The organism is Arhodomonas sp. SL1 (assembly GCF_052060015.1).
Taxonomy (GTDB): Bacteria; Pseudomonadota; Gammaproteobacteria; order Nitrococcales; family Nitrococcaceae; genus Arhodomonas.
Map to the genome: position 1 here is coordinate 127,431 of NZ_JBPODZ010000003.1, position 20,813 is coordinate 148,243.

The window sequence follows — 20,813 nt, forward strand, 5'->3', positions numbered from 1 at the left end:
CTCGCCACTGGAGGAGATGATCGCCTCCGGGCGTACCCCGCAGAGCGTGCGGGAGATGATGAACCCGGAGCCGGTCTCCGTGGCAGCGACCACCTCGGTGGAGGACGCCATGCACCTGATGCGCGAGCGCCACATCAGCTCGGTGATCTGCGAGCCCGGTGATGACGGGGCGTGGGGGATCATGACCCAGCGCGACGTGCTCTCGCGCATCATCTCCACCGGGCGCCGTCCCGCCGAGGCGAAGGTCAGCGAGGTGGCGAGCAAGCCCTTGGTGACCGTGCCGGGGGACATGGGCCTGCAGGAGTGCGCGGAGAAGATGAGCAAGGAGAACATCCGCCGCGTGGTGGTGGTCGATGGGAACGGCCGCCCGGCGGGTATCATCTCCGATACCGACATCTTCGCCGCCGTCGAGCAGTTCGGCCTGCCCGACTGACCGCCACCGCGGCCACCAGCGGGTCACGACGCCCGGGTGCGGACCGCCGCGCCCGGGCGTTTCTGTCAGGGGGGAGCATGGACGACAAGCGCACCGACGCGCCGTTGCGCGATGACATCCGCCAGCTCGGCGGGCTGCTCGGCAGCACCATCCACGACCAGGCGGGGGAGTCCGTCTACCACGTGGTCGAGGAGGTGCGGCGGCTGTCCAAGGAGGCCCGCGCCGGCGACCCGGCCGCGGCCGCGGAGCTCGAGCGCACCCTCGCGGAGCTCCCCGAGGAGCTCATCGTGCCGGTGGTCCGGGCGTTCTCGCAGTTCCTCAACCTCGCCAATATCGCCGAGCAGCATCACCGGGTGCGCCGCAGCCGTTCCTGGCGGCGCGACCCCGAGGCCGCTCCGTTGCGCGGTTCGCTGGAGGAGAGCTTCGAGCGGCTGAGTGACGAAGTGGACGGTGAGCAGCTCTACGAGGCGGCCCGCGGTCTGTCCATCGAGCTAGTGCTCACCGCCCACCCCACCGAGGTCAGCCGCCGTACCCTGTTGCAGAAGTACAATCGCATCGCCGGTCTGCTGGACCGCCAGGACCGGCTCGACCCCATCCCCGAGGAGATCGAGGATGTCCACCAGGCGCTGCGCCGCGAGATCACCGCTGCCTGGTATACCGACGACATCCGTCGCGAGCGCCCGCGCCCCCAGGACGAGGCGCGCTGGGGGCTGGCGGTCATCGAGCAAACCCTCTGGGATGTGGTGCCCCGTTATCTCCGGCGCCTGGACCGTCAGCTCTACCTGCGCACCGGCCGCCACCTGCCGCTGGATGCCGCCCCCATCCGGTTCGGCTCCTGGATGGGTGGCGACCGCGACGGCAACCCCAGCGTCACCGCCGCCGTCACCCGAGAGGTGTGCCTGCTCAACCGCTGGATGGCCGTCCAGCTCTATGAGCAGGAGGTCAGTCGCCTGATCACCGAGCTTTCGCTGCACTGCGCCGACGACGAGCTCAAGCAGGCCGCCGGTGGGGCCTGGGAGCCCTATCGCCAGTTGCTCAAGGAGGTGCGCGCCCGGTTGCGACGGACCCGGGCGTGGATCGATGCGCGCCTGGCCGGTGAAACGCCGCCGGCGGAGGATGTCTACCTCCGTGCCGAGGAGCTCGCCGAGCCATTGCGGGTCTGCTACCACTCGCTACAACACTGCGGCGCGGGGGTGGTCGCCGAGGGCCGACTGCTCGATCTGATACGGCGGCTGTCGGTGTTCGGCCTGACCCTGATGCGCGTGGACATCCGCCAGGAGGCCGGGCGGCACAGCGATGCCCTGGACGCCATCACCCGCGAGCTCGGCCTGGGCAGCTACCACGACTGGGACGAGGCGCAACGCCAGGACTTCCTGGTGCGCGAGCTCGCCAGCCGCCGGCCGCTGACCCCGCGGGACTTCGAGCCCGACGAGGATATCCGCGAGGTGCTGGATACCTTCGACGTGATGGCGGAGCTGGGCCCCGATTCCCTGGGGGCCTACGTCATCTCCATGGCGGCGCGGCCGTCGGACATCCTCGCCGTGGAGCTGCTGCAAAAGGAGGCCGGGGTCCGGCATTTCCTGCGGGTGGTGCCGTTGTTCGAGACCCTGGACGATCTGGAGGGCGCGGGGGCGGCCATGGAGCGGCTGCTGGATATCCCCTGGTATCGCCGGCGAATCGGCGACCACCAGGAGGTGATGCTGGGCTACTCGGATTCCGGCAAGGATGCCGGCCACCTCACCGCTGCCTGGGCGCTGTACCAGACCCAGGAGCGGCTGGTGGCCCTGGCCCGCCGCCACGGCATCCGATTGACCCTCTTCCATGGCCGCGGCGGTTCCATCGGCCGCGGTGGCGGCCCCACCCACGCGGCGATCCTCTCCCAGCCGCCGGGCAGCGTGGAGGGGCGGCTGCGGGTCACCGAGCAGGGCGAGGTCATCCAGGCGAAGTTCGGGCTGCCCGGCATCGCCCAGCGCAATCTCGAGCTCTACACCACGGCGGTGCTCGAGGCCTCCCTGTGCCCGCCGGCGGCCCCGGACGCCCAGTGGCGGGAGATCATGGACGGTCTCTCCGGGATCGCCAAGTCCACCTACCGCGGCCTGGTACGCGAGACCCCGGAGTTCATCGAGTACTTCCGCCACGCCACCCCGGAGCATGAGATCGGCTTACTGAGCATCGGCAGCCGCCCGGCGCGGCGCAGACCCACCAGCGGCGTCGAGAGCCTGCGCGCCATCCCCTGGATCTTCTCCTGGACCCAGACACGGCTGCTCCTGCCGGCCTGGCTGGGGGTGGGGGAGGCGCTGGCCGCACACCTGGACCGCGACGGCGAGACCCTGCGGCGGATGTATCGGCAGTGGCCGTTCTTCCGTGCCTTCCTGGACATGGTGGAGATGGTGCTGGCCAAGGGGGACCCCCAGGTGGCCGCCTGGTACGATGCCCGCCTGGTACCGGAGGAGTTGCGCCCGCTGGGCGAGCGCCTGCGCGGGCAGTTCCGGGACACGCTGGATGCGGTCCTCGCCGTGACCGGCCACGCCACCCCACTGGAGGACTTCCCGGTGGTCCAGCGCTCCGTGCAGGTTCGCAACCCCTACGTGGACCCCCTGAACCTCGTCCAGGTGGAGCTCCTCCGGCGGGTGCGCCACGGCCGCGAGGAGACGCTGCTGCGTCCGCTAATGGTCTGCATCAACGGTATCGCCGCCGGTATGCGCAATACCGGCTGAACCGGCGCCGCGGCGGAGGCCGTACTGGAGCAGCGCCACCAGGAAGATCGGTGGCAGGGCCATCTCTACGCCCTCCTCGAGGGCCTGGATGATGCGGGCGGTGAGCTCGGGGAGGACGATGCCATAGTCCTCGGCGAGGATGGCCGGGGCGCGGTCGACCACCTTGGTCGCCGCGGTGATGAGGACACCGAAGATCGCGGTCCGCATCCATGGCCGGCGCCATCCCCCTTGCAGGAGGAGGCGGCCGCCGTAGATCAGCACCACCACCAGCAACGTAAGGAGGGCCATGGCCACGGGGCCGGCGATCAGTTTCTCGGCGAGCGGGATGGTCGGGTCCTCGTAGTAGTTGGTCTTGAAGAGGCTGTCCGAGGTGAAGGCCTTGTGCCAGCTGGCTTCCCGGGCGGCCAGCAGGCAGGCCGTCACCGCCAGGGTGACGCGGTGGCGGAGGGCGGCCCGACGCCCGGCGAGAAGGGCCACGGCCAGCAGCAACCAGAACGCGATGCTGAGCCGCTCGAACGGACCGGCCTCGGAGAAGGCGCGCTCGAGGGTCGAGCCGTCCAGGCTCACGGCGAGGATGAGCAGGAAGACAGCGTAGATGGCCAGGGCGATGTACATCCCGGCCGCCAGTCGGCGTGGTGCCACGATTGGGGCTCTCAACGGCATTGTGGTAACCGGCAAAGGGTACCGATGCGGGTAGCGTTTTGCACGGAGTCGACACAACACCACCGGTTGGCTAGGCTTGAGCCGCTTACCGATCAGCGGGGATGTGATGCAGCAATATCAGCGGGAGTTCATCGAGCTCGCCCTGCAGCGGGAGGTGCTGCGCTTCGGCGCCTTTACCCTGAAGTCCGGCCGCAGCAGCCCCTATTTCTTCAACGCCGGGCTGTTCGACAGCGGCGAGGCGCTGGCCCGGCTCGGCGATTTCTACGCCCGCGCGATCATCGATGCCGGCCTGGAATTCGACGTCCTTTTCGGCCCCGCCTACAAGGGGATCCCCCTGGCGGCGGCCACCGCCATCGCCCTGGCGGAGCACCACGGCCGGGACGTGGCCTATGCGTTTAATCGCAAGGAGCCCAAGGATCACGGCGAGGGCGGGGATATCATCGGCGCGCCGCTGGGCGGGCGGGTATTGGTCATCGACGACGTGATCACCGCCGGGACCTCGGTGGCCGAGAGCGTCGCCCTCATCGAGGGCGCCGGGGCCCGGCTGGCGGGGGTGGTCATCGCCCTGGATCGTCAGGAACGCGCTGAAGGCGGGTGCTCGGCGGCCCAGTCAGTGGTCCGCCGCCATGGGGTGGCGGTGCATGCCATCGCGACCCTGGACACCCTGGTCGCCTTTCTCGAGCAGCGTCCGGGTCGTGCCCGTGACCTGGAGGCGTTGCGCGACTACCGCAGGCGCTACGGCGTCGTGCGGGAGGAGTGAGCTGATGGCGGGAAGATGGTGCTCTCCGCGGTGGCTCCTTGCGGCGGTACTCGCGCTGGCGGTCCTCGCCGCGGCCGATGTGCAGGCGCGTAGCTACAAATGGGTGGACGACGAGGGCCGGGTCCACTACAGCGACTCCATCCCCGCCGAGGAGGCCCAGAAGCGCCGTGAGCGCGAGCTCAAATCGGAGCGCGGCCTTACCATCGAGCGGCTGGAGCCACCGCCGACCCGGGAGGCCCTCGAGGCACGGGCCCGTGCCGAGGCGAGGGCCGAGGAGCAGGCCCGTCGCGAGGCCGAACGCCGGGAACGCGACCGTGTACTGCTTCGTACTTATGACAGCCTGGCGGCGATGGAACGGGCCCGGGACGAGCGCCTGGCCGTGCTCGACGGGCGCATACGGCTGGCCCGGGACCGGGTAGAGCGGCTCGAGCGCCGCCACGAGGCCTTGAGCGAACGGGCCGCGGCGATGGAGCGCAGCGGCAGCGGGGACCTCGACAAGGTGTACCGGGAGATCGAGTCGGTGGCCGAGCAGGTCCGCGAGCAGCGTGCCTATATCGAGCGCCAGCGCGAGGAACAGGCGGCGATCCGCGCCCGCTTCGAGCTGGACATGCAGCGCTTCCGGGAGCTCAGTGGCGCCGGCGACGGCTGAGCCGTGATCGTCACCGACTGGTTCATCCTCCTCTTCGGCGCGCTCATCGCGGTCAGCATTCTGGCCACCGTGCCCGCCGACCGCAGCGGTGTACCCGTGCTTGCGGTGTTCCTCGGTGTCGGCATGCTCGCCGGCACCGACGGCGTCGGCGGCATCGAGTTCGACAGCGTCGCCACCGCCCACCTCCTGGGTACGGCGGCGCTGGCGGTCATCCTCTTCGATGGCGGCCTGCATACCCCCTCGTCCAGCTTCCGGACCGGATTATGGCCGGGCCTGATCCTGGCCACCGCCGGTGTGATTCTAACCGCGCTGGTGACCGCCGCCGCCGGTGTCTGGGTCTTCGGCATGGGCTGGGGCCCGGCGGCGTTGCTCGCCGCCATGGTCAGCTCCACCGACGCGGCGGCGGTGTTCTACCTGCTGCGCGCCCGCAGCGTCGAGGTGCACTCCCGGGTGCGCAACACCCTGGAGATCGAGTCCGGCGTGAACGATCCGCTGGCCATCTTCCTCACCCTGGCGTTGACCCTGCTCCTGGCCTCTCCCGGGGCGGCGACCCCGTCATCGCTGGTAACGATGCTGGCATTGCAGATGGGCCTTGGCGGGGCCATCGGCCTGGGTGGCGGATGGCTGCTCACGCTGCTCGTCAACCGCCTGGCCCTGGCACCGAGCCTCTACCCGCTGCTGGCACTGGCCGGCGGGCTGGCCATCTACGGGGCCGCGGCGGTCACTGGCGGCAGTGGTTTCCTCGCCGCGTACCTGGCGGGACTGGTGGTGGGCAACCGGATACGTGCCGCCCGCCGCGGCATCCGCCGCTTCCACGACGGCATGGCCTGGCTCGCCCAGATCGGCCTGTTCCTCATGCTCGGCCTGCTGGTCAACCCGCGGGAGCTGTTGCCCGTGGCCCTGGAGGCCTTGGGCCTGGCGGCGGTGCTCATCCTCCTGGCCCGGCCCCTGGCCGCCGTGATCTGCCTCGCCCCGCTGCGTTTCGCGCCCCGGCAGATCGCCTTCATCAGCTGGACCGGGCTGCGCGGTGCGGTACCCATCGTGCTCAGCCTGTTCCCCCTGCTTGCCGGGGTCCCGGACGCCCAGGAGCTGTTCAATCGGGTGTTCTTCATCGTCCTGGTCTCGCTGCTGGTGCAGGGCTGGACGGTATCCCCGCTGGCCCGGCGCCTGGGCCTGGTGCTGCCGCGAACGCACCCGGAGCTCGACCGGGTGGACCTGGCGCGACCCCAGGGCTATGAGCTCATCACCTGCCGGCTTCCGGAGGGGGCGCCGGCGAGCCGTGGCCGGGTTGCCGAGCTGGAACCGCCCGCCGGCGTGCACGTCCTCTCGGTGATGCGTCGCGGGGAGGTGGTCCCTGCCGATCCGAAGCTGCCGTTGCAGGTGGACGACCGGCTCTACCTGCTGATGCCCTCCACGGATCCGCGGCTGGAGGAACGTTTCCAGCACTGGCTGGACACGGTGGCCACGGCCCGGGACGACGCCGAGCAGGCCTACTTCGGCGAGTTCACCGTGGCCGCGGAGGCACCCATGGAGGCCTTCGCGGCCATGTATCTCGGCGCCGGGGTCGAGGGCCTGCGAGCCGGGGAGAGTGTCGGCGCCTTCCTGCGCCGGCGGCTGCGCCATCGTGCCTCGGAGGGCGATAGCGTGCGCGTCGGCGGGGTGATGCTCACTGTCCGCGAGATGGAGGGCGACCGGATCACGCAGGTGGGTGTGCGGCTGCCCCGCCCGGACCGTGAATGAGGGTGCCGACCCCGGAGTCGGTGAACAGCTCCAGCAGTACCGCGTGTTCCACCCGGCCGTCGACGATGGTGGCGGCATTGACCCCGCCCGCTACCGCCTCCAGGGCGCAGCGCACCTTGGGCAGCATGCCGCCGGCGATGGTGCCGTCAGCGATAAGTCGCTCCACGTCCGTGGCGTCCAGGCCGGTGAGCAGCTGCCCGGTGGCGTCGAGGATGCCGGGGGTGTTGGTCATCAGGATGAGCTTCTCCGCCTGCAGGGTCTCGGCGAGGCGCCCGGCGACCAGGTCCGCGTTGATGTTGTACGTGTGGCCGTCGTCACCCACGCCGATGGGCGCGACCACCGGGATGAAGTCCTCGCCGTCGAGCAGTGACACCAGTGCCGGGTCGATGCCGGCGACCTCGCCGACGTGGCCGATGTCGATAATCTCGGGCTCGCGTTCGGCCTCCGTAGGGCGCTGGATGTGGAGCTTGCGGGCGTGGATGAAGCCGCCGTCCTTGCCCGTGAGGCCCACCGCCCGGCCGCCGTGACGATTGATGAGGCTGACGATCTCCTTGTTGACCAGCCCGCCGAGGACCATCTCCACCACGTCCATGGTCTCGGAGTCGGTGACCCGCATGCCCTCGATGAATTCCGTCTCCTTGCCGATGCGCTCCAGCAGCTTGCCGATCTGCGGCCCCCCGCCGTGGACGATCACCGGGTTGAAGCCCACCAGCTTCATCAGCACCACGTCCCGGGCGAAGCTCTCCTTCAGCGCCGTTTCCGTCATGGCGTTGCCCCCGTACTTGACCACAATGGTGCGGCCGTGGAAGCGCCGGATGTAGGGCAACGCTTCAGTGAGGACATGGGCGACCTGGGCGGGAGGGGTGGGTTGGTCCGTCATGGCTGTGGGTCTCCTGGCCTGTGGCCCGCGTATTATGCCTGCCGGGGCATCGGCGCGCCGAGCGTCGCTCAGAAGCCGGGCTTCAGTTCCGGGGCCGCGGCCGCCAGCAGCGCGCGGAAGCGCCCCTGAATCTCCTCGAGGCTGTCGGCGTCGTCGCCCTCGAAGCGCAGGGTCAGGCAGGGCTCGGTGTTGGAGGCCCGGACCAGCCCCCAGCCGGTGGCGAAATCCACCCGTAGCCCGTCCATGGTGGTCACCCGCGCCGACTCCGGGAGCTCGTGGATGTGGTCCGCGAGGCGCTGCATCACCGCCTCGGCCTCACCTTCCGCCAGGGGGATGCGCAGCTCCGGGGTACTCGCCGTCTCCGGCAGGTCGGCGAACAGCGCCGCACCCGGGCCGGGGTGCTGGGAGAGCAGCTCGAGCAGGCGGGCGCCGGCGTAGAGGGCGTCATCGAAGGGATACCAGCGGTCGGCGAGGATGATGTGGCCGCTCATCTCACCGGCGAGCGGGGCGTTGGTCTCGTTGCGACGCCGCTTGATCAGCGAATGGCCGCTCGGTGACATCACCGGGACGCCGGCGCAGGCGGTAATCACCTCGGCGAGGTGCCGGGAGGACTTCACATCGAAGACGACATCCGATCCCGGCAGGCGGCCGAGGATCTCGCGGGCGAAGAGCATCATCTGCCGGTCCGGCCAGATGATATGGCCCTCGCTGTCCACCACCCCGAGGCGGTCGCCGTCGCCGTCGAACGCGAGTCCGATGTCCGCGCCCTCGTCGACGACGCGCTCGCGCAGGTTCTCCAGGTTGCGGGGATCGGCGGGGTCGGGGTGGTGGTGGGGGAAGTCCCCGTCGAGCTCGCAGTACAGCGGGATGACCTCGCAGCCGAGGGCCGCGAGCAGGCGCGGGGCGGCCACGGCGGTCACCCCGTTGCCGCAGTCCACGACTACCCGCAGTGGCCGGCAGGCCGCGATATCCGCGGCCACCTCGTGGACATACGCCTCGATGACGCCGTCCACCGTCTCGAAATCCGCCGGCGGTGGGTCCGGCGGTGCCCCGGCCGCCTTTTCCCCGAGCGCGCTGATGGCGCTCCCGGAGAGGGTCTCCCCGCCGAGCATGATCTTGAGCCCGTTGTACTCGGGGGGGTTGTGGCTACCGGTGACCATCACCCCGGCATCGGTGCCGAGCCAGCGAGTGGCGAAGTACAGGATCGGGGTGGGCACCGCGCCCACGTCCAGCACCGCACAGCCGGCGTCGGCGAGCCCGCGTATCAGGGCGTCGGCGAGGCGGGGGCTGGAATGGCGGCCGTCCCGGCCCACTACCACCCGCCGCTGTCCGGCCTCCCTTGCGTCGGTGCCTATGGCATGGCCCAGGCGGGCGACGACCTCCACGGTGAGGGTGCGGTCCACAGTGCCGCGGACATCGTAGGCGCGAAGGATGCCCGGCGGAATGACCTCACCGTCCCCCACCGCGGAGGAGGAAGTCTCCGCGGCTTCGCTCTCTGTTGCCACTGCCCCAGGGGGTGGTTCCTTGTCCCGGTCCTCGCGCCCCTGCTCGGTTTCTGCCACCTTCGTCGTGGCTGCGGGTGGCTCCCCCGGCGGATGCTCCGCGGCCGGCGCAGCGGGACGTTCAGCGTCTACCGGCTCGGAATGGTTGGCGGCCCCGGGGCCGGTGGCCATCGTCCGGCGACGCAGCGCCACCCCGGCGCCGGCACTCGCCAGACCGGCCATACCGAAGCCTAGCAACAGCGGCAAGGGGAATGCCAGGGGCAGTTCCGGTGGCGGGACACGCACCGCCACCGTCCAGTCCCGGCCCGGGAGCGTTGTACGCGCCGCCGGCCCGCCGGCGGCGCCTTCTCGGACGATGCGTATATCGCCGCGGTAGAGGCTTACGGTGCGGGGCGAACCTAGTGGTTTGAGCCATTCCCCGAGCCGTGCCACCGGCAGGGTGACGACCCGTGCGCCGTCGTCCATCGGGGCCACGAGATTGAGCTGGCCGTCCGGTGTGCCGGGGAAATGTACCTCCGCGCTGGCGCGGCGCCCTTGAATGGCCGCCTCCACCTGCTCGCTCAGTGCGTAGCCCACCGGCGGTACCGCGCGGGGGACAGGTGTGAGCCCGTCCCCGTCGACCTCCAGGATGCGCAGGGCATCCGGGTAATGCTCACGCAGATCGGCGATGGTCTCGCGGCTGGTGATGCCATCGAGCTCTTGGTCGAGGCGCACGGCGAGGGTGCGCGCGGCATGCTCGGCGCCTTGACGGGCCTGATCACGCCCGCGCGCCTCCGCCTCCGGACGCAACAGCGCGGGCAGCAGCAGGGCCAGCGCCACCAGCAGCAGGAGGAAGGCCCCGGCGCCGGTGAGCAGCGTGGCCAGCGGGGTGCTGGCACCGCCTCGCGTTTGCGGATGGGCTCGGGCCATGCCGGTCAGTGGCGGCCCGAATGCCCGAAGCCACGCTCGCCGCGGGCGGTCTCCGCAAATGCCTCCACCACCCGGAAGGCTGGCCGGCTGACCGGGACGAAGACCAGCTGCGCGATACGCTCACCCGGCTCAATGGTGAACGGCCGCTCCCCGCGGTTCCAGCAGGAGATGAGGATCTCGCCCTGGTAGTCGGAGTCGATGAGCCCGACCAGGTTGCCGAGGACGATGCCGTGCTTGTGGCCGAGCCCGGAGCGTGGCAATACCACCGCCGCGTGTCCGGTGTCGCCCATGTGCACCGCGAGCCCGCTGGGAATGAGCCGCGAGCCGCCCGGTTCCAGCTCCAGCGGGGCATCCAGGCAGGCGCGCAGGTCCACCCCGGCCGAGCCCGCGGTGGCGTAATCCGGCAGGGGCCAGTCCCGGCCCAGGCGCGGATCGAGGATCTTGAGGTCAACGCTGTCCATAGGCTCGCTCGACGATGAGGTCCATGAGGTTGCTCGCCAGCTCGGCCTTGGGCGCATCGGCGAGGCTCGCGTGGCCGCCGTCCCAGAAGACCTCCAGGGCATTGCGTTCGCTCTCGAAGCCGCTGCCGGGACGGCCCACCCAGTTGGCGGCGATCATGTCCGCGCCCTTGCGTCGGCGTTTGGCCTCGGCGTATTCGGCGAGGCGCTCGGTCTCGGCGGCGAACCCCACTACATACGGTCTGCCCTCCGCGGCGCCGGCCACCTCGGCGAGGATGTCCGGGTTGGGCACCAACTCCAGGGTCAGGCCCTCGCCGCCGTCGGCCTTCTTGATCTTCGCCGGCGCCTGCCGTGCGGCCCGGTAGTCCGCCACCGCCGCCGCCGCGATGAATACGTCGGTATCCGCGAGGCGCGCCATCACCACCGCATGCATCTCCGCCGCGCTCTCCACGTCGATACGCTCGACGCCGCACGGGGTGGCCGACTCGCAGGGGCCCGCCACCATCGTGACCGTGGCCCCCCGCTCGGCGGCGGCGGCGGCGATGGCGAAGCCCATGCGCCCGGTGCTGCGGTTACTGAGGTAGCGCACCGGATCGATGGCTTCGCGGGTGGGGCCGGCGGTGATCAGCACCCGGCGCCCGCGAAGGGGCCCCCGGCTCGCGGGTGCGGCGAGGGCGGCCACCAGGGCCTCGGGCTCCCACATGCGGCCGGCGCCCACCTCGCCACAGGCCTGGTCCCCCTCGCCGGGGCCGAGGAGATGGAAACCCCGGCGCAGGAGGGTTTCGCGGTTCTCCCGGGTCGCCGGGTTGGCCCACATCAGGCGATTCATGGCGGGTGCCAGGCTGATGGGGGCGTCGGTGGCGAGGCACAGCGTGGTGAGGAGGTCGTCCGCCAGCCCCTGGGCGAGACGCGCCATGAGGTCTGCGCTGGCCGGGGCGATCAGGACGTGATCGGCCCAGCGGGCGAGCTCGATATGGCCCATGGCGGCCTCGGCATCGGCGTCCAGGAGGTCGTGATGGACCGGCCGGCCGGAGACGGCCTGGAAGGTCAGTGGCTGGACGAAGGCGCGTGCAGCCGCGGTCATCACCACGCGGACCTCCGCCCCCGCTTCGCGCAGCCGGCGCACGATCTCCGGGCTCTTGTATGCGGCGATGCCACCGCTGACACCCAGAAGGATGTGGTGGCCATGAAGCTCCGACATGGGCGGGATTCCGCTTCGCTGGTGATTGCCACGGCGGGGTAACCCCGGCCTCCCGCCGGTGCCCCGCTGCCGGCACAGATTACCGGCGTGTGCTCGGCGAGGGAAGCATCGCCCACCGCCCTTGCCCCAGATGCGGGAAGCCCTAGACTGTAGCGGTTGGCGGACCTCAGGGAGGAGGTATGGCGATCACGGACTGGCCCGAGGCCGAGCGGCCCCGGGAGAAGCTGCTCGCCCGCGGTGCGGGCGCACTCTCCGATGCGGAGCTGCTGGCGATCTTCCTGCGCACCGGCCGGCGCGGGCGCACCGCCGTGGACCTGGCCCGGGAGATGCTACAGGCCTTCGGCGGGCTGCGAGGCCTGCTGGAGGCGGATCAGGCGGGCTTCGGTGCTCACCCCGGGTTGGGGCCGGCGAAGTACGCCCAGCTCCAGGCGGTGCTGGAGATGGCCCGCCGTCACCTCCACGAGCGATTGGTGCGCGGCGACGCCCTGGCGAGCCCCGAGGATACCCGGCGGTTTCTCACCGCCCAGCTCCGTCACCACACGGCGGAGGTCTTCGCGGCGCTGTTCCTCGACAACCGCCACCGGGTCATCGCCTTCGAGGAACTCTTCCACGGCACCATTGACGCCGCCCAGGTCCATCCCCGGGAGGTGGTTCGGCGCGCGCTCGCCCACAATGCCGCGGCGGTGATCGTGGCGCATAATCACCCCTCGGGCGTGGCCAAACCCAGCGCCGCCGACGAGCGCATCACCCACCGGCTGCGCGACGCCTTGGCCCTGGTGGATATACGCGTGCTCGATCACTTCATCATCGGCGACGGCGAGGCGGTGAGCCTGGCCGAGCGGGGGGTGGTCTAGGCAGGGTGGCGGTGCCACGATAGCAACATGCGCACCATCATTGACCATAACGGCCGCCAGTGGACCGCCTTTGTCGGGCGCGAGTCCTACGGCGTGCACATGATCCTGTTCATGCCTCAGACCGGCGGCGGTGCCATGCAGGCGCCCCTCGACGTGGACACCTGGCTCGAGGCCGAGCAGCGCCTGGCCGCGATGACGGAGGCCGAGCTGGCGGAGCAGCTCGCCAGCTCGGCCTGGCCATGGGGGGAGGGATTCGACGGGGGGACGCCCTAACGCTGGGCGCTGCTCAGGCGGGCTCGCCGATCGCGCCGCGGAGCTTGCTCAAGGCGTTCTTCTCGAGCTGGCGGATGCGCTCGGCGGACACGCCGTACTGATCCGCCAGCGACTGCAGTGTCGCCTTGCCGTCCTCGTGGAGCCAGCGGCGGGCGATGATGTCCCGGCTGCGCTCGTCGAGGTTGCCCAGTGCGCCGGATAGCGCATCGTGCTGGTGCTCGCGCCAGTCCTCGCCCTCCACTGCCATCGCGGGATCCTCGCCGCTGTCCTGGAGGTAGGCGGCCGGCGCCCGCGGGGCGCTGTCTTCGTCATCGGCGCCCTCCGGCGGGTCGAAGCCCACGTCCTGACCGGACAGCCGCGACTCCATCTCCATGACCGTCTCCGGCTTGACGCCGAGGTCCTTCGCCACGGCCTCCACCTCGGAGCGGTTCAGCCAGCCGAGGCGCTTCTTGGAGCCGCGCAGGTTGAAGAAGAGCTTGCGCTGGGCCTTGGTGGTGGCGACCTTGACGATCCGCCAGTTGCGGAGGATGAACTCATGGATCTCCGCGCGGATCCAGTGCACGGCGAAGGAGACCAGGCGCACGCCCACGTCGGGATCGAAGCGTTTGACCGCCTTCATCAGGCCGATGTTGCCCTCCTGGATGAGGTCCGCCAACGGCAGTCCGTAGCCGGAATAGCCCCGGGCCACGTGGACCACGAAGCGCAGGTGCGACATCACCAGGGTGCGCGCCGCGTCCAGATCCTGCTCATCGCGATAGCGCAGCGCGAGCGTGCGCTCCTCCTCGGCGCTGAGCGTCGGGATACGGTTGACCGCCTGAATGTAGTGCTCCTCGCTGCCTGCCTGCAGCGGGAGGTTGTTGAGATCGGTACGTGCCAGCGCCTTCATCGTCTCCATGGCTCCCCCCTTGATCGAACCGGGACGTAGTGGAATCACCCGGCGTTGCTCAGTTCCTTTGAGTCACGTTGCAGAAAAAAGTTCCTGTTCGGACTATGTGCACATTATGCCAGTTTTCAAGGTTAGCGTGGCTCCATGGTGCCGAGATGACGACCGACGGCGATCCAGGACCCCAGCAGACCCAGCGCCACCCCGGTGGCCACGAGGGTGAGGGCATCCCCGCCGTCCAGGCCGCGTAGCCGGAAGCCGCTGGCGTAGCTGCGGGCCAGTGCATTGGCCGGCCCGGATAACAGCGCCCAGGACGCCTGCACGAGGACGGTGGCGAAGACACCGCCGAGTAGCCCGTGCCAGAGCCCCGTATAGAGGAAGGGGCGGCGGACGAAGCCGTCGGTGGCACCGAGGAGCTTGGTGATGACGATCTCCTCGCGGCGGTTCTCGATCTCCAGGCGAATCGTGTTGCCCACTACCAGGAGCACCGCCATGCCCAGCAGCCCGCCGATGAGCCAGGCGCCGCGGCGGGCGAGCTCGAGGATGGCGTGCAGGCGTTGCAGCCATTCGCGGTCCAGGCGCACCTCGGTGACTGGCGCCAGTCCGCGCAGCGCGGCGCTGAGCTCCTCCACGTCCGGGGGGGGCAGGCCGGGGGTCGGTTCGATCACCAGCACGCCGGGGAGGGGGTTGTCCTCGAGCAGCTCCAGGGCGCGGTCCATCTCGCTGTGGGCTCGGAACTCCGCCAGCGCCGCCTCCGGCGAGATGTAGGTCACCCCGGCGATGTCGTCGCGCTGGCGCACCGTGGCGGCGGCCTCCGTGGCGTCGGCTTCGGATAGCCCCTTCTCCAGGAACGCGGAGATGCGGGTACGACCCTGCCAGTCTCCGGCCACCGCCTCGGCGTTGTCGACGAGCACCACGAACACCGCGGGCAGGCCCAGGGCTATACCGATCACGGCGGTGGTCATCAGCGTCGGCAGCCACTGATCGCGTAACCGCCCCAGGGCGTCGGCAAGGGCGCGGGCGTGGTGGGCGAGCCAGGCCGCCGGGCGCGACAGGCGCCGGCGCGCGGGGCGGCGTGCCGGCATCAGCCGGCCTCCCGCAGGGCGCTGTCGGCGATCACCGTGCCCTGCTCCAGGCTGATGCGGCGCTGGCCGAGGCGCTCCACCAGGGCCACGTCGTGGGTGGCGATGAGGGTGGTCACGCCCAGCTCGCTGAAACGGCGGAACAGTGCCATGATCTCCGCGGACAGCGCCGGATCGAGGTTGCCGGTGGGCTCGTCGGCCAGCAGCACCGGTGGCCGTGCGGCCACGGCGCGGGCGATACCGACCCGCTGCTGCTCGCCGCTGGAAAGCGTCTCCGGGTAGCTACCCTCGTAGCGTAGTAGCTCCACGCGGTCCAGGGCGGCGCGCACGCGGCGGCCGAGCTCCCGGCGGGGGGTGCCGGCGATGACCAGCGGTAGGGCCACGTTGTCGAAGACCGTGCGGTCGGTGAGCAGGCGGTGATCCTGGAAGATCATGCCGATGCCGCGGCGCAGGTGCGGGATGCGTCGCCGCGAGAGCCGGCCGAGCTCGGTGTCGCCGACGATCACGCGCCCACGGGTGGGCCGCTCGAGCAGCGGGATCAGTCGCAGCAGAGTGCTCTTGCCGGCCCCGCTGGGGCCGGTGAGGAAGGCCAGCTCCCCGGGACGCATGTGGAAGCTGACCTGGCGCAGGGCCTCATGGCCGCCGGGGTAGCGCTTGGCCACGCCTTCGAAGCGGATCATGCGGCGGTTTCCGCGTCCCCCGCGGCCGCGAGGAGGGCGTCGACGAATTCACCGGCGTCGAAGGGGCGCAGATCCTCGGCGCGCTCGCCCACCCCGATATAGCGGATGGGCAACCCGAGCTGCTGGGCCATGGCCAGCACCACCCCGCCCTTGGCGGTACCGTCGAGCTTGGTGATCACCACCCCGCTCACACCCACGGCCTCGTGGAACTGCCGAGCCTGGGACAGCGCATTCTGGCCGGTACCGGCGTCCACCACCAACAACACCTCATGGGGGGCGGAGTCATCCTGTTTGCCGAGCACCCGATGGATCTTCTTGAGCTCCTCCATGAGGTTGCTCTGGGTGTGCAGCCGCCCCGCGGTGTCGGCGATGAGGATGTCGGTACCACGGGCGATGGCCGCCTGGTGGGCGTCGTAGACCACAGAGGCGGCGTCGGAGCCCGTGGGCTGGCTGATCACCGGGATGCCGGTGCGCTCGCCCCAGACCTTGAGCTGTTCCACCGCCGCCGCCCGAAAGGTATCCCCGGCGGCGAGCAGCACACCATGGCCGGTCTCGCGATAATTGTGCGCGAGCTTGCCGATGGTGGTGGTCTTGCCCACGCCGTTGACGCCGACGGTGAGTATCACGAACGGCCGCCGCGCCGGATCGACGGTCAGCGGCTGGTTGACCGGTTCGAGGATCGCCAGCATGTCCTCGCGCAGGGCCTGGTAGAGGGCCCCGGCATCGGCTAGCTCGTTGCGGCGCAGCCTCGCGGTGAGGTCGTCGATGATGCGCTGGGTCGCCTCGACGCCGACGTCCGCCATCAGCAGCCGGGTCTCCAGCTCCTCGAGGAGGTCATCGTCGATGCTCTTGCGGCCGAGGAACAGCCCGGCGAGGCCGCCGCCGGTCTTGCGCAGGCCGTCGCGGAGTCGGGCGAGCCAGCCGCGGCCCTTCGCCGGTGTCTCGTCGGGCGCGGCAGCGGGGGTCCCCCCCCCGGTCGCTGCTGTGCCGGAGTCCTCGCTAGGGGCTTCCGCCGGGGCCGGCCCTTCGTTGTCCGGCTTGCCCTTGTTTCGGCGACCGAATCCGAACATGGAACCTCTCGGGGGATTGCGGGAACAAAGGGATTGTTATCCTACCACCCGAAACGGCAAGCGGGGCATGCGCTCAATGCACAGACGAAACGGCGTTTATGGTTTGTTCGCCGCCTTCCTGGTGGCGCTGGTCGCGCCCCCGGCAGCGGCGCTGGAAGCGACGGTGGAGGAGGCCGAGCTGGACAATGGCCTGCGGGTGCTGGTGCGCGAGGATCATCGCGCCCCGGTAGTGGTCTCCCAGGTCTGGTATGCGGTGGGTTCGAGTTACGAGTCCCGGCCGGTGACCGGTGTCTCGCACGTGCTCGAGCACATGATGTTCAAGGGCACCGAGACGCTGGCCCCCGGGGAGTTCTCCGAGATCATCGCCCGCGAGGGCGGTCGCCAGAACGCCTTCACCGGCCGTGACTACACCGGATATTACCAGCAGCTCGCCGCCGAGCGGCTGGAGACCTCGTTCCGGTTGGAGGCGGAGCGCATGCACCGGCTGCGCCTGGACCCGGAGCACTTCCAGCGCGAGCGCGAGGTGGTGCTGGAGGAGCGCCGGTTGCGGATCGAGGACCAGCCACTGGCGGCGTTCGGCGAGCGTTTCCGGACGGTGATGTATCCCGCCAGCGCCTACCGCCAGCCGGTGATCGGCTGGTCCGAGGACCTCCAGGCGCTGGAGTTGGGCGATCTGGAGGACTGGTACCACCGCTGGTATACCCCCGCCAATGCCACCCTGGTAGTGGTCGGTGATGTGGATGCCGAGGCGGTGTTCGCCCTGGCCCGGGAGCACTTCGGCGCGGTCCCGGCGGGGGAGCGGCCGCGGTTGCGCACCGACTGGCGGATCTCCGAGCCCGGGGCGCGGCGTTTCGAGTCCAGCGACCCGCGGGTGCGGACCCCGCACCTGAGCCTCGCCTACGAGGTGCCCTCGGCGGCAACGGCGGCGGAGATGGGCGATGTCTACGCCCTCGAGGTGCTCGCCGGGGTGCTCGACGGCGGCGACGGGGCGCGGCTGCCGCAGGCCCTGGTGCGCGGAGACGAGCTCGCCGCTGAGGTGAGCGCCGGCTACTCGCCGGTGGCGCGATTGGACACGCGCCTCAGCCTGGACGCCGTTCCAGCGACCGGTGTGGATATCAACGCCCTGGAGAGCGCGGTTCGGGCGGAGCTCGCGCAGCTGCGCGAACAACCCGTTGGCGCCGAGGAGCTGGAGCGGGCCAAGAATCAACTCCTCGCCGATCACCTCTATCAGCTGGATTCCATGTTCTACCAGGCCATGCGTATCGGGATGCTGGAGACTGTGGGTATCGGCTGGCAGTGGCTCGAGGGCTACGAGGCGGGCATCCGGTCGGTGACCGCGGCCGACGTCCAGCGCGTGGCTCGGCAGTATCTGCGCGAGGATCGGCTGGCCTTGGGGGTGCTGCGACCGCAGGAACAAGCCCCGGGTGACGACAACGGCGGGGAGGATCGCTGATGGCGCGCACAACACGCAGTGGAGGACACTGGACGCTTCCCCAACCGACCCGTGGCGGCGTCAACGGCCTCCTGGCGGGGCTGATCATGCTGTTCGCGGGCGTGGTGAGTCTGCCCACGCTGGCAAGTATGCCCGAAGCCCGCTCCTGGGATACGGGATCCGGGACAACGGTGCTGTTCGTCGAGGCGCAGGAGCTGCCCATCGTGGACGTGCGTATCGCCTTCGACGCCGGTTCCGCCCGCGACGGCGACCGACCGGGCCTCGCCCGCCTGACCAGCGAGCTGCTGCTCGAGGGCACCGGTGAGCGGGACGCCGGTGAGATCGCCCGGGGCTTCGAGCAGGTGGGGGCACGGGTGTCCACCGGCAGCGAGCGCGACATGGCTTGGCTGTCGCTGCGCAGCCTCAGTCGCGAGGACGCGCTCCGGCCCGCCGTGGACCTGGTGGCCGAGGTCCTGGCCGATCCGGTCTTCCCCGCCGACGCCGTGGACCGGACCCGGGAGCGTATGCGGGTGTCACTGCGCCGCGGGCAGCAGGACCCGGGCACCGTGGCCGAACGGGCCTTCATGAGGGAGCTGTTCGGAGACCACCCCTACGCCAGTCCGCCGTCAGGCACCGAGGCGGGGCTGGACGATATCGAGCGGCAGGACGTGATCGACTTCCACCGGCGCTACTACGCGGCGGGCAACGCCACCATCGCCATCGTCGGCGACCTGGACCGGGCCGCTGCGGAGGAGCTGGCGGAACGGCTCTCCGCGGCCCTGCCGTCGGGGGAGGCGGCGCCGGCCTTGCCGGAGGTGCCGGCGCTGCAGGCATCGCGGACGGTGCGTATCCCCTTCGAGTCCGAGCAGACCCATGTGCTGATGGGCCAGACCACCTCCGTGGCCCGAGGCGACGAGCGCTGGCCGGCGCTGTATCTCGTCAACCATGTCCTCGGTGGTGGGGGGTTGGTTTCGATGCTCGCCGAGCGGATGCGCGAGGAGCGCGGGCTCTCCTACAGCTCGTCGAGCCGGGTTTCGGCTGCCGCGGTGGGCGGTTGGCTCCGGGTCTCCACGCAGGTGCGCAACGACCGCCTTGACGAGGCCCTCGAGGTGCTGGACGGCACCGTGGAGGAGATCCGTCGCCAGGGGCCGGCGGCCGAGCGCCTGGAGCTGTCGCGTTCCAACATCACCGGCAGCTTCCCGTTGAACCTGGACAGCAACCGCGACCGGGTCGGGTATCTCGCGATGATGGGCTTCCACGACCTGCCGCTCGATTACCTGGATGCATTCCGCGACGCGGTGGCCAACCTCGGGCGCGAACAAGTGGCGGCGGTGACCGCAGAGGTGCTTTCGCCGCGACGGCTCACCGTCCTGGTGGGGCCCGAACCGGTGATCGGGAACGGGGACGCCGACGACGGTGGCGGCTAACCGGCTGCGGATCATCGCCGGGCAATGGCGCGGCCGACGGTTGTCGTTCCCGGACAGCGGCGGGTTGCGGCCGACGGCGGAGCGGGTGCGCGAGACCCTGTTCAACTGGCTGCGCAGTGCCGTTGCCGGAAGCCGCTGCCTGGACCTGTTCGCGGGCAGCGGGGCCCTGGGGCTGGAGGCCGCCTCCCGGGGGGCCACGGAGGTCGTATGCGTGGAGCGCTCCGGCCGCACCGCCGCGGCATTGCGGGAGAACGTCGCCCTGCTCGGCGCCGGTGAGCGGGTGCGGGTGATCCGCGCCGATGCGCGGCGCTTCCTGGAGGGCGCCGGCGCGCCCTTCGACATCGTCTTCCTTGATCCACCCTTTAACTCGGCTATCATCGGGGCCGCCTCCGCCGCCCTGGAACGTAACGGCTGGCTGGTGCCCGGCGCATGGATCTACGTGGAGTCGGACCGCCACGGGACGGCGCCGGCGCTGCCCCCTGAGTGGATCTGTCGGCGCCACGGTGTGGCCGGCGGCGTGGACTACCGTTTGTACCGGCGTGAGACGAAGGAGTTGGAGCGATGAGCGTGGTTGCGGTCTACCCGGGCACGTTTGATCCCATCACCAACGGGCACAGCGATCTCGTCGAGCGGGCCGCGAAGCTCTTCGACCACCTGATCGTTGCCGTTGCGGGTTATCCCAGTGCGAGCAAGCAGCCGACGTTCACGCTCTCCGAGCGCGTCGGCCTCTGCGGCGAGGTCCTCAGCCACCTGCCGAACGTCGAGGTGCACCCTTTCGAAAACCTGCTCGCGGAGTTCGTCAACCGCTGCGAGGCCCAGGTCATCCTCCGCGGCCTCCGCGCGGTCTCGGACTTCGAGCACGAGTTCCAGCTCGCCAGCATGAACCGGCAGCTCGTCCCCGGTGTTGAGACCATGTTCCTCACGCCGGCGGAGCAGTACGCCTACATCTCCTCGAGCCTGGTGCGCGAGGTCGCCGCCCTGGGCGGCGATGTCAGCCGTTTCGTCCATCCCCGGGTGCAGGCGGCACTGGCGGAGCGGTTGCGGCGGTAGCGGTCCGATGAGCGGAAAATTTTTCGTTGCATTGCTCGGGGGAAACCCTTAATGTCACCCCCGGAGCGTTTGTTGAGCGGCATTGAGCTGCGACCTGGGTCCGGATTCGTCCTTTCCTCCGAGTCGCACGCGGTGGGCTAAACAGCGCCC

At 70.4% G+C, this 20,813-nt stretch carries 20 protein-coding genes; 11 read left to right on the forward strand and 9 right to left on the reverse strand.

The features are described 5' to 3' along the window. Positions 1-58: 58 nt before the first annotated feature. Positions 59-433 carry a CBS domain-containing protein gene (locus ACQ754_RS06085; protein WP_440996294.1) on the forward strand — a complete coding sequence of 125 codons (375 nt, stop codon included), beginning with the start codon at positions 59-61 and terminating at the stop codon, positions 431-433. A 77-nt stretch (positions 434-510) separates the two neighbouring features. Further along, entirely contained in the window at positions 511-3,150 is a 2,640-nt protein-coding gene (gene ppc, locus ACQ754_RS06090; protein ID WP_440996112.1) for a phosphoenolpyruvate carboxylase, read from the forward strand. On the opposite strand, the gene ACQ754_RS06095 is transcribed toward ppc, so the two are convergent. Next, entirely contained in the window at positions 3,100-3,792 is a 693-nt protein-coding gene (locus ACQ754_RS06095) for a hypothetical protein (RefSeq protein WP_440996113.1), read from the reverse strand. The two genes, ppc and ACQ754_RS06095, sit on opposite strands and share 51 nt — an antisense overlap. Before the next feature lie 127 nt (positions 3,793-3,919). Here ACQ754_RS06095 and pyrE point away from each other — a divergent pair, with 127 nt between their 5' ends. Genes pyrE through ACQ754_RS06110 form a run of 3 tightly spaced genes read left to right on the forward strand, consistent with a single transcriptional unit; the run spans position 3,920 to position 6,962 of the window. Then, positions 3,920-4,573, forward strand: a complete 654-nt coding sequence (gene pyrE / locus ACQ754_RS06100) for an orotate phosphoribosyltransferase (RefSeq protein WP_440996114.1) — start codon at positions 3,920-3,922, stop codon at positions 4,571-4,573. Between the two features lie 4 nt (positions 4,574-4,577). Further along, positions 4,578-5,222: a DUF4124 domain-containing protein gene (locus tag ACQ754_RS06105; RefSeq protein ID WP_440996115.1), complete on the forward strand. Its 645-nt coding sequence runs from the start codon at positions 4,578-4,580 to the stop codon at positions 5,220-5,222. Between the two features lie 3 nt (positions 5,223-5,225). Continuing rightward, positions 5,226-6,962 (forward strand): potassium/proton antiporter, encoded by a 1,737-nt coding sequence (locus ACQ754_RS06110; RefSeq protein ID WP_440996116.1) that lies wholly within the window; start codon positions 5,226-5,228, stop codon positions 6,960-6,962. Here the strand turns inward: ACQ754_RS06110 and argB are convergent. The 4 genes from argB to coaBC form a co-directional block, all read right to left on the reverse strand. Further along, positions 6,919-7,842 carry an acetylglutamate kinase gene (gene argB, locus ACQ754_RS06115; protein WP_440996117.1) on the reverse strand — a complete coding sequence of 308 codons (924 nt, stop codon included), beginning with the start codon at positions 7,840-7,842 and terminating at the stop codon, positions 6,919-6,921. The genes ACQ754_RS06110 and argB overlap by 44 nt on opposite strands. 68 nt (positions 7,843-7,910) lie before the next feature. After that, positions 7,911-10,253 carry a phosphomannomutase/phosphoglucomutase gene (locus tag ACQ754_RS06120; protein ID WP_440996118.1) on the reverse strand — a complete coding sequence of 781 codons (2,343 nt, stop codon included), beginning with the start codon at positions 10,251-10,253 and terminating at the stop codon, positions 7,911-7,913. 5 nt (positions 10,254-10,258) lie between these two features. Next, complete coding sequence (gene dut / locus ACQ754_RS06125; protein ID WP_440996119.1) at positions 10,259-10,714, reverse strand: dUTP diphosphatase; 456 nt, start codon at positions 10,712-10,714, stop codon at positions 10,259-10,261. Then, positions 10,701-11,912, reverse strand: coding sequence for a bifunctional phosphopantothenoylcysteine decarboxylase/phosphopantothenate--cysteine ligase CoaBC (gene coaBC, locus ACQ754_RS06130; RefSeq protein ID WP_440996120.1), 1,212 nt, complete (start codon positions 11,910-11,912; stop codon positions 10,701-10,703). Before coaBC ends, dut begins: the two co-directional genes overlap by 14 nt. A 179-nt stretch (positions 11,913-12,091) precedes the next feature. On the opposite strand from coaBC, the gene radC reads away from it, so the two are divergent. Both radC and ACQ754_RS06140 read left to right on the forward strand, forming a co-directional pair. After that, the gene (gene radC / locus ACQ754_RS06135; protein WP_440996121.1) at positions 12,092-12,766 is read left to right on the forward strand and encodes a RadC family protein; all 675 of its coding nucleotides are present in this window, start codon (positions 12,092-12,094) and stop codon (positions 12,764-12,766) included. A 27-nt stretch (positions 12,767-12,793) separates the two neighbouring features. Next, positions 12,794-13,039 carry a hypothetical protein gene (locus ACQ754_RS06140; protein WP_440996122.1) on the forward strand — a complete coding sequence of 82 codons (246 nt, stop codon included), beginning with the start codon at positions 12,794-12,796 and terminating at the stop codon, positions 13,037-13,039. 13 nt (positions 13,040-13,052) lie between these two features. On the opposite strand, the gene rpoH is transcribed toward ACQ754_RS06140, so the two are convergent. The 4 genes from rpoH to ftsY form a co-directional block, all read right to left on the reverse strand. Next, complete coding sequence (gene rpoH / locus ACQ754_RS06145; protein WP_440996123.1) at positions 13,053-13,934, reverse strand: RNA polymerase sigma factor RpoH; 882 nt, start codon at positions 13,932-13,934, stop codon at positions 13,053-13,055. A 122-nt stretch (positions 13,935-14,056) separates the two neighbouring features. Then, positions 14,057-15,007 carry a permease-like cell division protein FtsX gene (gene ftsX / locus ACQ754_RS06150; protein ID WP_440996124.1) on the reverse strand — a complete coding sequence of 317 codons (951 nt, stop codon included), beginning with the start codon at positions 15,005-15,007 and terminating at the stop codon, positions 14,057-14,059. Further along, positions 15,007-15,684 carry a cell division ATP-binding protein FtsE gene (gene ftsE, locus ACQ754_RS06155; protein WP_440996125.1) on the reverse strand — a complete coding sequence of 226 codons (678 nt, stop codon included), beginning with the start codon at positions 15,682-15,684 and terminating at the stop codon, positions 15,007-15,009. Before ftsE ends, ftsX begins: the two co-directional genes overlap by 1 nt. Further along, positions 15,681-16,754, reverse strand: coding sequence for a signal recognition particle-docking protein FtsY (gene ftsY, locus ACQ754_RS06160; protein ID WP_440996126.1), 1,074 nt, complete (start codon positions 16,752-16,754; stop codon positions 15,681-15,683). The genes ftsE and ftsY overlap by 4 nt, the downstream gene beginning before the upstream one ends. Before the next feature lie 76 nt (positions 16,755-16,830). On the opposite strand from ftsY, the gene ACQ754_RS06165 reads away from it, so the two are divergent. The 4 genes from ACQ754_RS06165 to coaD are packed head-to-tail and all read left to right on the forward strand — an operon-like array spanning position 16,831 to position 20,663. Beyond that, on the forward strand, positions 16,831-18,207 hold the full coding sequence (locus tag ACQ754_RS06165; protein ID WP_440996127.1) for a M16 family metallopeptidase: 1,377 nt from the start codon (positions 16,831-16,833) through the stop codon (positions 18,205-18,207). Then, on the forward strand, positions 18,207-19,613 hold the full coding sequence (locus ACQ754_RS06170) for a M16 family metallopeptidase (RefSeq protein ID WP_440996128.1): 1,407 nt from the start codon (positions 18,207-18,209) through the stop codon (positions 19,611-19,613). The genes ACQ754_RS06165 and ACQ754_RS06170 overlap by 1 nt, the downstream gene beginning before the upstream one ends. Then, a complete protein-coding gene (gene rsmD, locus ACQ754_RS06175; RefSeq protein WP_440996129.1) occupies positions 19,603-20,178 on the forward strand; it encodes a 16S rRNA (guanine(966)-N(2))-methyltransferase RsmD in 576 nt (191 codons plus the stop codon). The genes ACQ754_RS06170 and rsmD overlap by 11 nt, the downstream gene beginning before the upstream one ends. Continuing rightward, a complete protein-coding gene (coaD, locus tag ACQ754_RS06180; RefSeq protein WP_440996130.1) occupies positions 20,175-20,663 on the forward strand; it encodes a pantetheine-phosphate adenylyltransferase in 489 nt (162 codons plus the stop codon). Before rsmD ends, coaD begins: the two co-directional genes overlap by 4 nt. Positions 20,664-20,813: the final 150 nt, after the last annotated feature.